This is a genomic window from Desulfovibrio inopinatus DSM 10711, assembly GCF_000429305.1.
GTDB classification, from domain to species: Bacteria; Desulfobacterota; Desulfovibrionia; order Desulfovibrionales; family Desulfovibrionaceae; genus Alteridesulfovibrio; species Alteridesulfovibrio inopinatus.
In genome coordinates this window covers 135,741-148,576 of sequence record NZ_AUBP01000024.1, presented here as the reverse complement: position 1 = coordinate 148,576, position 12,836 = coordinate 135,741, and the positions used below count along the sequence as shown (strand labels likewise).

Below are 12,836 nucleotides of genomic sequence, written 5' to 3'. Positions count from 1 at the left end.
AGGTTCGCCCTCACACGAGGGCGTGGATTGAAACAATACAAAGGCTTTGGATCAGTTCTTCATTTATGGTCGCCCCCCACACGGGGGCGTGACGCACCATACGCCGCCAAGCGTATATTTATAATTTCAGTAAGTTAGAAAGTTGCATATCTGGCAATAAGGGCAAAAAAGGCACAAAAGTGGGAGCGTATCCCACACAAATTCCCACATGAAATTTTAACGTTTTGTGGGGGAATGGACTTTATGGCCACAGGTGTGAAAGGCTAGTAATCCACTACTCCACCTCTCTCTTTCCAAGCTTCTCATTGACGCCAGACACCTCAAAGTGCCTCATCCGCACCAGGGGAGGGGCAGGCCAGAAAGTGATGGTTATCGGCATCAATGCCTTCGGCCAACCGCATTCGTCAAAATTGGTGCGGGTAAAAGTCTTGGACCAAGTTTCCATCTCCGTATTCGTTAGAGGTCTCGCTCCTTAGACTTCGTCATGACTTCCTCTATGGCTTTGAGTAGTACCTCCATCTCCACGGGCTTGGCCAAGTATCCGGTCATGCCCGCCTCCAGGAATTTCTTCTTGTCGCCGATCATAGCGTAGGCAGTCAGGGCGATGATCGGAATGTCGGCTTTATCCTTGCCAACTTCGCCAGCACGGATGCGTTTTGTAGCCTCTACGCCGTTCATGACGGGCATCTCTACGTCCATCAGGACAAGATCGAAGTCGCCAATGTGGAGGGCGCTCAGGGCCTGTTGTCCGTCATCGGTCACGTGGACCGTCCAGCCGACTCTCTCCAACAGTTTGACCACGACTATGGCGTTTATACTGTCGTCTTCAGCAAGTAGAATTCTTCGTTCCTGTTGAGAGCCCTCTGCAACTCCAGTGACAGAGGGCTCTTCCCCTCTCTGACCTTCATCAATACCGAAGGGAATGCACACGTGGAAAGTGGAGCCGACTCCTTCCTCGCTTTCGACGCAAATGGTCCCGTCCATGAGGCCCACCAAGCGCTTGACAATTGAGAGCCCCAGTCCTGCGCCCTGGTATTTCCTCGTGAGACAGCTCTCGGCCTGGGTAAATGGTTCGAATACCCTGGAAAGGATGGCGTCAGAAATGCCGATGCCGGTGTCGCTAACAGAGAAGAGCACCTTACGTTCGTCAGGACGGAATACGGGCAACAGCCAGGCATCCATAATCACGGACCCCGTCTTGGTGAATTTGATGGCGTTGCCGATCAAGTTGTTGAGCACCTGCTGCAGTCTGGCGGCATCCCCAACGAGAACATTTGGAATGGTGGGATTGACCATGCAAGAACATTTTATGCCGAGTTGGTTTGCGGCGGGGAAGAACAAAGACTCAACGGTTCTGATAGTCTCCTTCAGATCGAACGGCTCATGCATGACCTCCATCCTGCCGGCTTCGATGCGGGAAAGGTCCAGAATGTCTCCAAGCAAGCGAGTCAGTCTGCGGCACGACTGGGTGGCCATCTCGGCGTACTCAGCCTGCTTGCGGCTCAGGGATGTCTCTTCGAGGAGCTGCAGCATACCAAAGACACCGTTGAGAGGAGTACGTAACTCGTGGCTCATGTTCGCCAAAAACTCGGACTTTGCCCGATTGGAAGCTTCTGAAGCCTCTTTGGCCTTCATGAGGTCGTCAATATCGATTTCAATGCCGTCCAATACAATGTGGGCGTTCGGCATGCGTCGAGGCGCAGAGGCAAACAGACGCCAACGGGTTTCCCCTGAAGACATCCGCACACGAACTTCGGCGGTGAACATGGACATGCTTTCAATCGCCTGTTCTTCACGTTTCACCAACACCGTCAAGTCTTCATCAACCACCTGATTATAAATGAGCTTCGAGTCCTCCTGGGCCAACTCGGGGGCGATGCCATGAAGCTCCCTGACACCAGCACTCAGATAAGTGAACCGGCGCAAAATTCCATCAATTCCGGTGTCTATTTGGTAGACCATGCCTTGAGGAAGGTTGTCGCTCAAAGCGGAGAGTTGGGCCTCCCGTTCTCGGAGGGCGCTCTTCGCCGCTTCTCTGTCCAGGACTTTCCATGCTGCATCCATGAGCAATGTCACCGGATACACGTCGCAGGGTGTGTACTCGGTTTCCTTGTTGGCCAAGCCAACCACGGACACGATTCTTTCATTTCTCAAAACCGGGATGGTCATGAATGATGAGAGGTGCGCGTGGCCTGGGGGGTATCCTTTTTTCAATGGATTAGACGCCTGGAAATCGTTAATGATGATAGGCTTCCGTTGACGGACGGCCTCACCCCACACTCCCGTATTATCCAACTCATAGCGGGTCTGCGGTTTGACTATGGCGCACTCCTGCATGACGTCTTTTGACCAAGAGTTGAGGGTGAAGCGCCGGGTGTCTTCGTCGTAAAAATAGATGTAGCCGATTTTGCTGTCGGACAACCGGATCGCCTCTTCCAGGACGAAATCGAGGAACTCCTGTGACTTGGTGAATGGGTGCTGCAGCACATTGACCAAACTCAAAAGTCGCGCTTCGTTGGCCCGAATTTCCTCTTCCAGCTCTTTGCGTTCAGTGATGTCCTGGTGCGTCCCAGAAATAATCAGGGGATTGCCATCCTCGGTCCAGGAAGCTATTTTGCCTCTGTCGAGCACCCAGACCCACTGCCCACTGCGATGTCGCATCCTGGCCTCGCACTCGTAGTACGGCAACTCCCCCCTGAAGTACTTGTTGAGCAGGTCGTTCGACCGTTCAAGGTCTTCGGGGTGGCACAGATCGACCCAGGAGTCTAATGTCGTAGGGCTCAGTTCCTCAAGGGTATACCCGACAATTTCAGCCCAGCGCTCGTTAAAGATGGTCTCGCCTGTTTGGATGTTCCACTCCCAGGTGCCTGCATTGGTACCTCTCAGAATATCTTGTAGCCGGGTTCTCTCGGCCCTAAGCGCGTCCTCTGCCCTTTTTCTTTTCGAGATGTCGAGAACACTGCCCAGGAAATAGCGAGGTTTCCCGCTCGCATTACACACCAGGTTCGCGTCAAGTATGCCGTAGACGATACTGCCGTCTTTGTGGAAGAAGGTTTTTTCAAGCCGGAAATGGTTTATCTCTCCCCGCCCTAGCTGAGCCTGCGTGATCAAGTTGTCCTCAAGTCTTTCAGGGCCGGTTATGTCCTTGAGATGTTTTCCGACCAGTTCGTTTTCCTTGTACCCAAGCATAGCGCCATACGCTCTATTTGCTGCTTCGATACGGAAATCCAAGCCCACCCTGGCTAGACCGATGGAGGCGTTCTCATATATCTGCCTGAAACGCTCCTCACTTTCCAGCAGGGCTTCCTCCTTCTTTTTGCGTTCCGTGATGTCGTGGAACACGCCCAGCATTAGATTCCTCCCATGGAGATGGAAACGGCTGGCTCGAACGTCAACCAGGCGAATAGCCCCGTCAGATCGAAGGAACCTGACTGCTCTCGTCAACCCGGGATTATCCACAAGCGACTTGAACTCTGCGGTAAACTTTTCAGGATTGACCTCTTGTGGGGGATGAAGCGTGCTTTCGTGGAGCCCGATCAACTTAGAGCGTGGGCGGCCGAACAATTCCTCGGCTGAGTCGTTGCAGTCAATAAGGACTCCAGAGTCCGCATCTGCGATGAGAATTGGGTCCATGATCGCTTCGTAAAGCGCATGGAACCTTTCCTCGCTTTCGCGCGTGACAGTCTCGGCATCCTCACGTTGCAGCCGACGCCTCATCAGCCCCCCCAGCAACGCTACACCGAGAGGGAAGATAAGCAAAACCGGCAGCGCAATCCGCTTTAGAACATCCAGCGCAATCTCCCATGGTAGCGTCAGCATCAAAGCAAGCATGGTGAAATGAACAGTCAGACCGAAGAGGCACAACTCACCCCATGACAGGGTAGATAGCTTATCCCTCCGAAGCTGTCGCCAAACTATACCGATCCCGCCCGAGGCAAGAATCACAGAGACCCCGGTCCACGCCCCCGCGCCATCCTGATGAAGACGATATGCGGCGGTGAAGGTTACAGCTATGAAGGTAGGCAGTGCGCCGAAGAAGAGGCCGGAAATACCGAGCAATACTGACCTAGTGTCGAACACGACTCCTTGCATGAGCGTCCAAGGAGTGGACATGACCACGAGTCCTATTGCCCCTATTAAAGTGCCAACGAGCACCTGTTGCCTTATCGCCTGCCCGACTTTCCAGTGAGCAGCGTAAAGATCGAATAGCAGCGCCAGCGCCAAAAGCAGCGCGACGTTCTGCCCAAGGGCTACGAATGCGTGGTTATCCATAAGGGGTGCTCGCTGGCTCCTTAATTCAAGGGGAGGCACTCTCCCCTTGCTGATTGTATGAAGGACTAACAGTTAAATTTATGTGACTATTCTCTCTGGTCCGAAGAATGGTTATTTTTTGAATAATCCTCGAAGTCATCCAACGGATTCGGTGGCCAATTCGGAGGTCGTTTGTTGAACCTCCGAGGATTCAGACTCTGAAAGAATCTCATCCATATTGAGGATTATAATAAACTGGGAATCCCTCTTCCCCATGCCCTTTATGCGTCGACAATCTATCGTTGTCCCCATTTGGGGTGGTGGATCAATCTGGTCAGGCCGCAGTTCAAGAACTTCCTGGACCGAATCTGCGAGGAAACCCATTGATGATTTTTCTCCATCAAACGCCAACTCACAGATAATCACACAGGTGTTTACCGTCATTTCCGTTTTAGCCATATTGAAAGTAAGCCGTAGATCAACCACTGGAACAGGATTTCCTCGTACATTAATTACCCCTCGGATATAATCCGGAGCCATGGGAATGTGCGTGAGGTCCGTACCATCAAGAATCTCCTTGACCCAGAGGAGATCAATCGCGAACAATTCGTCACTCAGTGTAAAAGTCAAGTACTGATTCAAGTCCATACGCTCACTAGCAGCCATGGGCTCCCCCCTGCGGTTAGAATCTTTCAAATTCTTCGTCCACAATATCATTGAGCGAAACATGGACACCCATATTCTTTGCGACAAACTGGCCTCTCTTCGTGACAGACGGTCCAGTGTCAGCAGGGAGGGCCTTACGCACTTTGACACGCTGATTTGAGCCAGTCTTATCAACTCTAAAGAAGGACATGGCGCTCTGCATCTGTTCGGCTTGGCTGGAAAGCTCTTCGGAGGTAGAAGCCATCTCCTCTGACGCGGAGGCGTTCTGTTGTATGACTTGATCAAGCTGCTGGATGGCCTTGTTGATTTGGGCTGCACCGGAATTCTGTTCAGCGCTGGCCGCCGCTATCTCCTGAATCAATTCAGCTGTACGCTCAATATCAGGAACCATTTCGGTCAACATTGCACCTGCTTTTTCAGCAACATTTACGCTTGAGATAGACAAATTGCTAATTTCAGCCGCCGCCGCGCCACTACGTTCGGCCAGCTTTCTTACCTCTGCCGCGACCACGGCGAATCCCTTACCGTGCTCTCCAGCCCGGGCAGCCTCAATAGCGGCGTTCAAGGCAAGGAGATTGGTCTGTCTAGCGATCTCCTCAATGATGGAAACCTTTTCGGCTATATTTTTCATGGCAGTGACGGTCTGCATGACAGCCGCCCCACTTTCACGAGCATCCAGGGCTGCCTTAGCCGCGATTTGCTGGGTTTGTTGTGCGTTTTCTGTGCTCTGTTGGATATTAGAGGTAATCTCCTCCATGGAAGAGGAAACTTCCTCAACGCTGGCGGCCTGTTCGGAAGCACCTTGGGAGAGGCTCTGGGATGAGGCGGAGAGTTCTTCACTGCCAGATGCAACATTTTCAGCGGCAGATTGAACTTCACCAACTACCCCCTTCAGCTGTGAGACCATTTCGTTGAGCGCTCCGGCCAGAATTCCGATTTCATCCTTCTGATCAAGGTCTAACATCTTGGTGAAATCACCTTCAGCCATGGCTTTTGCGAAATCGACGCCTTGAATGACAGGCTTGGTAATGCCCCGAGTCAGAAGAACAGCGGTAATAATGCCAATCACTAACGCCACGAGTAAGCCTACAATCATGATGGCGGTGGCAGTGTTAAGGTTGGCGGATGCGCTTTCTGACATTCCCTGGGTTTGCTCCATGCCAGCCTTCGACGTTTCCTGTGCGACAATCAGCACTTTATTGGCAACTTCAGTGCGTTTTTTACCAACTTCCTGGAGCTCCAACCAGTTAGCAATAAAATCACTCATGGCCTGCTTATATTGATTTGCTGCTTCGCGCGTCGCTGCAATCTGCTTGAGGTTGACCTCCTGACGTGTAATGCTTTTCAACTTTTCAAACAGTTCTTCCATCTTAGGAAAGTTTACTTGAGCCAACTCAATGAGTTTGGGGTCGCGTAAAGCCTGTGATTTAAAGTTTTTCACACGAGTATCATTCCCAAGATCGATAATATCATTGACCAGAGTGATTTTTTCAAGCCTGTCAGCAAGTTTTTCTGACGATAAACCCATGTTTATTTCCGTCTTCATCGTATCGTTCTGGCTTTGGAGAAAATCTGCGCAGCTTTTCATATAAGCTGCTGCGGCAGCATCAAGGGTTTGTCGGTCTTTAGCCATAGAGTTGATGAGAGTCTCAGTCTGATCGGCCAGCTTGGAGTAAGCATCCGCATAAATCTGTGCTTTACTCATACCCTCCTTGAGTTTGATCAATTCCGCATAGTTATCAGAGTGGGCCTTGGCTTGGGCAAGAGACTCCATCACTTCGGCTAGTTGTTTTTTCCCAGCCTCAAGGTAGGTGGCATCTTCGCTCAAAGCATAACCGCGCATAGCGTACATGGTCAGCAGGGAACTTCGCTCAATTTCATTTGCAACGGCCACTTCCGGGACATACTCCAGCGCAAGCCTTTCTGTATCGTTGCTTACCGAAATCATCTGCAGGATGGCCATTCCGCCAAGCACACAGGAGATCAGGATTAAAATTCCAAATCCGATGCCGATCTTAACCCCGAGTTTCAAATTTTTCATTTTTTCTCTCGTTCAGTTTAGATTCATTCGAGCTTTGACCACTCACCATAGCTTTCCTGATCATGTCACATATTAAGTGTGGCATGATCCTCTTTAGCTAATTCAAAACATACAGTTTGAAAATTCACTTCGTTCTTAACATTCTGTTGCTTCCACACTTTAAAATGAAAACAAAAAATATCAATATTCAAAGTAGCATTTACAAAATAAGATTTCAACACAACGAACGGAACACAAAAAAAATCATAAAAATATTTTTTAGTAATTTTCCATTTGAAGGCTTACACTACTTTTCTGCATCACAAAATCAAAAGGAGAATCACTAACTGTATTACTCTTGTGTTACATTATTCTTTGATTTAAAAACACAATGCCATGCAACAATAGAAGAACAAATAACCTGCCAAAGTTTAAACAAGCAGAACGAACGAGGATTGCAGGATACCAACTAGATACAACAGAAATCCTTAGCAAATATAAAAATAGTCCAGAGATATGCCTTAGTTTTTTTGAATTATGTGGCTATGCCATTAGGGCCTGTTTCTAAAATCCTCTCCGCTGCGTTTGGCCAGAATTCCTGCATGCTTCGTCTTCAGGAAAAAATGAACCTTGACGTAGCACCACTACGCCTGCGGTTCATTTTCTCCTTCATCCTTGCCTGTTGAAATTCTTGCTCAAACTCGCGATGAGACGAATTTAGAAACAGACCCTAGGAAATTCCTTAGTTTTGTTTTTTTCCAACAAAAAAAGTTAGCCAAATTATTAACTTGCACTCCCCCTTCACCCATGGCAAGACCGAACATCAAACATCCTCAGCCTAAATTGAGCGTTCCGGGCACTGCAAAAGTCTCCAGAGGAAAAAACTGGGCACTGCAGCACGAAAAGACGCCGATTCGGGCGAAGATTTGACGGCATTGGGGCCGTGAAGAGCCTGAGTATGACAAACTTGGCCACTTTTCCCGGTCAAAGGACGCACTTATCCCGTCAAATGTTCACGGGACAACGCCAGATTTATGTCCAGGCGAAACGTGGAGCGCAGAGACATCGCTCCCACAGCTCTTTGAAACGCAAGGATTCCATGGCGACTGCCGTGACCTTGAGCACGGTCCTGCCTGCGTGGGACACCACCTTGGCAGCCACGTCCACCAGCCGACGGCGCAGTGTGGTCGGGAAAGCCTTGACCGGGACCACCGGCTCGCTGACATCCTCCTTGAATGCCTCGAACAGGAAGAAGCCAAGGAGCATAGTGTAGTAGAAGGCGGAGTTGCGAATAAAATGCTGGAAAGGCAGTTCTTCGAAGCCAAAGTCTTTGAAGGCTCTGTGCACCAGTTCATCCGCCCCGCGTTGATGGTAGGAATGGATTACGGCGTTGGTCTCGGCCAGGTAGTCAAGACCGGCTTCACGCAGCTGCTGGTCGATGGCCCGCCCCATGCCGAGGTTGGTGTAAGCGAGCGTTCCCGGCCGACAGCCCGGCAGGAGATATTGTTTCTCCTCCATCAAAGGCCGCCAGAAGATGGCTCTGTAAAAGCGAGGCCAGGACTGGCGACGGTCACCGAACTCGAAGCATTGCCAGACATCCTCGTCAGTCTTGCCGAAGTGGTGGTCATACGCGGCTTCAGGAAGCGCTTCGATCATGGCCTTGATATCGCCGTAGAACTTTCCGCCGCAGATGAAGCCGATGTTGAGTTGTTCCATGACGGCGAAGAGATCCTGGTCGAAGAAGCCTGAGTCCATGCGGATGATGATGGGAACGGTCTGGCTGTAGCGGGTGCGGACCATGCGCACGACGTGACGAATCATCTTCTCGACGGTGTCGCCATTGTTGGAATGCTTGTCGCCACCACGAAAAACGGCGTCGATGATGTAGCGGCCCCAGGTCATCTGGAGAGGCTGGAAGCCCAGAACCTTCTTGTAGGTGGGCTTGACGCCGTGGCGTTTTGGCGCTTGGTCGTTGTCCATGACCATGGTGTCGATGTTCAGTTCTATTACTTCGGGACGAGCAGTCATGAGTCGCCAGAGGAAAAGTTGCAAAAGCAGTCGCCGAAACAGGTAGGTCCGTTGCGGTGAAAAAGCTCGGTAGAACCGCTTGATGGTGTGCGAGGAGGCCATACCCTCAGGGGCAGTTTCAATGGCGGCGGCGTAGCCAGGATCCTTGGCTAGGGTGTCGAAGTAGGCCAGATGCCTGCTTGTGCCGTCGAAAAGGAAGCAGAGCACCTGCTTGAACAACTCATCAATAGGGGCGCCCTTGGGGTGCTTGCGCATGGAGCCGAAAAGGCGGTTAATGTGCGGGAAAAGGTCAATGTCGCGCAGGTAGCGAGTGAAGAGGTTGAGCCCTGCCCGACCCGTCAGGCAGTCGTTTGTGACCTGGACATCGTCGATGAATTTTGCTCTGTTGGATTTGTGTTTGAACATCCAGCCCTCCACCTTATGGGTGAAATGATTTTGACGTTTAGCTGGATGAGATTATAAACAAAAACAAAGTGATATGCCATAATTGGTGAATGTCAGGCTGGTGAATCGCTCAGATTAGGCTCAGGAGAAATCATGAAGAAATATTCCGCCGTATTCCTTGCATTCATCATTCTGACATTATCCGTCCTGCCCGCCCTGGCCGACTCAAGCCGAGGCAACACGACGATCCAATCATTCAACAAGGCCAAAAAAACACTCGAACGAGAAGTCTACTACGATCACCGCCAAACGATCTATTGCGGAGCGGAGTTTGGTGAAAACAAGCAAGTCATCCTTCCGACGTCCTTTCATGCGGAGAAACACATCAAAAGATGCAAGAAAATCGAATGGGAACACGTCGTACCGGCTGAAAACTTTGGTCGAACGTTCAAAGAATGGAGAGATGGTGATTCTCAGTGTGTGGACAACAAAGGCAAAAGCTTCAAGGGACGAAACTGCGCATCGAAGGTAAATCTCGAATATCGCTACATGCAGTCAGACATGTACAATCTCTACCCCGCTATCGGTTGCGTAAACGCGGCTCGGAGTAACTACAATTTTACCATGCTGCCGTCGGCTAAATCCACGTTTGGCAGTTGCGAAATGAAAATCGAGGACAACAAAGCCGAACCACCAGTTGACGCGCGTGGCCGCATTGCCAGAACATACAAGTACATGGAATGGGCCTACCCTCGTTACAAGATGAGCAGTCAGCAGCAAAAACTCATGCAGGCCTGGGACAAAATGTATCCGGTATCTCAATGGGAATGCACGCGGGCTAAACGGATTGAAGCTATCCAGAAAAACACCAATCCATTTGTTGAGGAACCGTGCAAAACAGCCGGATTATGGTGATTTCTTAGGCCGGCCAGGAGGATTCTTGGGAGTTGGCAGGATTTCCTTTGGAACACCCAGCTCCACAAGTTTGTCCATTGTGTCCCGGTTGGTTCTCTGGCCGTCAATCAATCTGCTCAGGGTCGCTTGACTCACGCCAACTTTCACAGCCAGTTCCGTCAGTGAAAGGCCATGAAAGGCCAGCCACGCCCGGAAGGCGTTCGGTTGCGAAGTGGCGCGAAGATCAAGAACGAGTGGATCGCCGGTTGCTTTGTGAGTCAGCATGCCTGCCTATCCTGTCTTTGCCCCACCCGCCAGTGTCCCGGCAAGAAATCCCATCAACTCCCCCTGCGACCGAAACACCCCATCAAGCGAGCTTTCAATCATGCAGTTCACAAGGGATTGAGCCGTGTCTCCGGCGTTTCTGAAGTCCGTGCGGATGCCGTAAATCGGCCCCTTGTTCAAGGCCTTGAAGTAACCAACTTCAAAGGCCGTGCCGTCATCGACCTGGGTTCCGTCGAGCAGGGCGATAACCATGTCGGCGCTACGCAGGCTATCGATACAGCCTTGCCAGATGTGGTGTTTTTTCTCCTCATCGGCCAAGGCTTCGAGGACATGGGGAGGAAAAAGTTCGAAAGGCCAGACAACCCGCCACGGCAGGTCGAGGTCAGTGAAAAGGGTCTCAAGATTCTTCTTGAGGCCGCGATGCCACTGCTGTTCGGCCTCTGTGAAAAGAGGCCCGGCTTGATAGATCGTTTTCATGAAAAGCGCATTTCATAAAAAATGTGTCGTGTCCAGAGCAGGGAGCGGGGCCTACGCTTTTCAGCCGATGAGGCGTTTGAGGTCGTCAGAAGACAACGCCCTGGCATAATAGGCCGCATGTTCGAGGTACCCGCGCAACGGGTTTGATCCGCCCACGTTGCAGCCGAGATACAAGGTTGTAACGACCGGTACATTGGGCGTGGCTGTCACCGTCTCCGCGCCGTCCACCTCCAAAGAGTAGGCACCGGACGTGAACGAGAGGGCGAATCGCACGGTCTGGCCGACATAGTCGCCGCCGACATCAATATAGGTTGAAACCCCGGCGGCTTTACTGAGAACTCGCAATGAGGGAATCGCGTAGGCGTAATAAGCCCGGATAAAATTATCCGCGTCCGTGTACAGCTCGAAAACCCCCAGATTGTTGGCAACAGCCGTTGGCAGAGACACCGCGAAATACAGCGTCCCCTCGGCCTGATTGTAAGCGATATCGGCCACGTTCAAGCTTGCGACATCGGCCTGCCGTGTGGCCGATACGCCTCCCGACGTCGGGATGTACGGCGTTACGGCCACCCCCGCCTCGACCTGGACACGGCTGGCGGCCGATAGGGTAAAGAGGCAGTTCCCAGCAGACGGGGTAAACGTCAATGGAGATGCCGGCGTTGCCGTGCCATACGATCCGCACACCACCGAGCCGGCCGCACAGGATACCGTGTACGGTGTGGCCGTCAGCGTCAGGGTCTGATCTTGGGGAGCTTCACCATAGCCATAAAGATTGGTGCCCGACGCCCACACGCCCCATCCCAGGCGTTTTCCTGTAACCGGATCAAACGACACCGGGATTTCGTCAGCCCCGGCCGTCTTGATTGCGCCGGCGGCGTCGATGTAAGTCCGCGTGCTCGCTCTGACCGTGGTCAAACCCGTTGCGGACAGCAGGCCGACACTATCCGGCTTGGCGTGAAAAACCGGCAGCAGATCGACCGGAGAAATCCCGGCCTTGCGCCACAGATCAACAGCACTGTACGCCCCGACATCAGCCGCAGCCAAGGCATCGGTCCCGCCGGTCTTGTGGCTGGCGACGTGAGCGGCCGGCGAGAACTCCGTTGGAATCCCGGTCAATTTCGTCCAGGGCAGATCGGCAATATCTCCCCCAACATGCCCGTGGCCGGCCAGAGACAACCGTGTTTCCGCTCCGGCAATCCCAGCTTTCCAGGTGTCGTCGCCCTCATCGAAAACGAGTCGGGCGTTGGTTTCGTCTCCCCGCTCCACCTCGATGCCGGCCACGGTCGCCGGAGGCGTGCCCGTGACATCACTGTTCAGGGTCAGGATATTGTCGGCAATGGCCACGGTTTCCGAGTCAATAGTAGTTGTGGTGCCTTTCACGGTCAGATTACGCACGATCAAATCGGCCCAATCGGCATCGGCGTTGCCGCGTACCGAAAGCGCATCGGCTCCGTCTCGCTTGAGCAATGGGCCGTCCGTCCCGTCTGTGATGTGAAAACGCCCCTGATCCGTGCCGGTATCCGTATTTTGGTTGTGCGTACCAACAACCGACTGCAACGCCACCTGATCCAGCGCGGAGATATTCCCCCCGGCAAGGCGTCCCAACACCGTCCCCTCGGGCAACGTTAAGGCAAAGGGACTGCCCGCGTTGCTGGCGACAAGGACGCTATTGTCCAACGAGAACGATCCTCCGTCCAGATAGACGCTTTCCTGTCCGTCCTCACGTTTGATACGAAGCTCTCCAGTGGTCGGATCAGGGTAGAAGCGGACGTAACCCGTGTCTGGTGTGCCGGGAGTCGTTCCCTTTCTCAGTGTGATGAACCCCATATGT

Annotated in this window: 8 protein-coding genes; 1 reads left to right on the top strand and 7 read right to left on the bottom strand. The window is 52.2% G+C overall.

Annotated elements, in window-relative coordinates; genetic code table 11:
- Window positions 1–456 precede the first annotated feature (456 nt).
- The 4 genes from G451_RS32895 to G451_RS0114530 all read right to left on the bottom strand — a co-directional run bounded on the left by G451_RS32895 (window position 457) and on the right by G451_RS0114530 (window position 9,370).
- On the bottom strand, window positions 457–4,272 hold the full coding sequence (locus G451_RS32895; RefSeq protein WP_051261530.1) for a PAS domain S-box protein: 3,816 nt from the start codon (window positions 4,270–4,272) through the stop codon (window positions 457–459).
- A gap of 135 nt (window positions 4,273–4,407) precedes the next feature.
- Window positions 4,408–4,917, bottom strand: coding sequence for a chemotaxis protein CheW (locus tag G451_RS0114540; protein WP_027184828.1), 510 nt, complete (start codon window positions 4,915–4,917; stop codon window positions 4,408–4,410).
- A gap of 16 nt (window positions 4,918–4,933) precedes the next feature.
- Complete coding sequence (locus G451_RS0114535) at window positions 4,934–6,958, bottom strand: methyl-accepting chemotaxis protein (protein ID WP_027184827.1); 2,025 nt, start codon at window positions 6,956–6,958, stop codon at window positions 4,934–4,936.
- Between the two features lie 1,011 nt (window positions 6,959–7,969).
- Window positions 7,970–9,370 (bottom strand): IS1380 family transposase, encoded by a 1,401-nt coding sequence (locus tag G451_RS0114530; protein ID WP_027184826.1) that lies wholly within the window; start codon window positions 9,368–9,370, stop codon window positions 7,970–7,972.
- Window positions 9,371–9,502: 132 nt separating this feature from the next.
- Here G451_RS0114530 and G451_RS0114525 point away from each other — a divergent pair, with 132 nt between their 5' ends.
- Window positions 9,503–10,264 carry an endonuclease gene (locus G451_RS0114525; RefSeq protein WP_027184825.1) on the top strand — a complete coding sequence of 254 codons (762 nt, stop codon included), beginning with the start codon at window positions 9,503–9,505 and terminating at the stop codon, window positions 10,262–10,264.
- On the opposite strand, the gene G451_RS29615 is transcribed toward G451_RS0114525, so the two are convergent.
- From G451_RS29615 to G451_RS0114510, 3 genes are read right to left on the bottom strand one after another with little or no spacing between them, the layout of a single operon-like run.
- Entirely contained in the window at window positions 10,256–10,528 is a 273-nt protein-coding gene (locus G451_RS29615; RefSeq protein ID WP_034642355.1) for a helix-turn-helix domain-containing protein, read from the bottom strand. The two genes, G451_RS0114525 and G451_RS29615, sit on opposite strands and share 9 nt — an antisense overlap.
- A gap of 6 nt (window positions 10,529–10,534) precedes the next feature.
- The gene (locus G451_RS0114515; RefSeq protein WP_027184824.1) at window positions 10,535–11,005 is read right to left on the bottom strand and encodes a nucleoside 2-deoxyribosyltransferase; all 471 of its coding nucleotides are present in this window, start codon (window positions 11,003–11,005) and stop codon (window positions 10,535–10,537) included.
- 60 nt (window positions 11,006–11,065) lie between these two features.
- Complete coding sequence (locus tag G451_RS0114510; RefSeq protein WP_027184823.1) at window positions 11,066–12,832, bottom strand: LamG domain-containing protein; 1,767 nt, start codon at window positions 12,830–12,832, stop codon at window positions 11,066–11,068.
- Window positions 12,833–12,836: the final 4 nt, after the last annotated feature.

What these genes read in the sequence shown, in the direction of transcription:
- G451_RS32895 (WP_051261530.1), bottom strand. Translation starts at nt 4,272, where the DNA reads ATGGATAACCACGCATTCGTAGCCCTTGGGCAGAACGTCGCGCTGCTT.
- G451_RS0114540 (WP_027184828.1), bottom strand. Translation starts at nt 4,917, where the DNA reads ATGGCTGCTAGTGAGCGTATGGACTTGAATCAGTACTTGACTTTTACA.
- G451_RS0114535 (WP_027184827.1), bottom strand. Translation starts at nt 6,958, where the DNA reads ATGAAAAATTTGAAACTCGGGGTTAAGATCGGCATCGGATTTGGAATT.
- G451_RS0114530 (WP_027184826.1), bottom strand. Translation starts at nt 9,370, where the DNA reads ATGTTCAAACACAAATCCAACAGAGCAAAATTCATCGACGATGTCCAG.
- G451_RS0114525 (WP_027184825.1), top strand. Translation starts at nt 9,503, where the DNA reads ATGAAGAAATATTCCGCCGTATTCCTTGCATTCATCATTCTGACATTA.
- G451_RS29615 (WP_034642355.1), bottom strand. Translation starts at nt 10,528, where the DNA reads ATGCTGACTCACAAAGCAACCGGCGATCCACTCGTTCTTGATCTTCGC.
- G451_RS0114515 (WP_027184824.1), bottom strand. Translation starts at nt 11,005, where the DNA reads ATGAAAACGATCTATCAAGCCGGGCCTCTTTTCACAGAGGCCGAACAG.
- G451_RS0114510 (WP_027184823.1), bottom strand. Translation starts at nt 12,832, where the DNA reads ATGGGGTTCATCACACTGAGAAAGGGAACGACTCCCGGCACACCAGAC.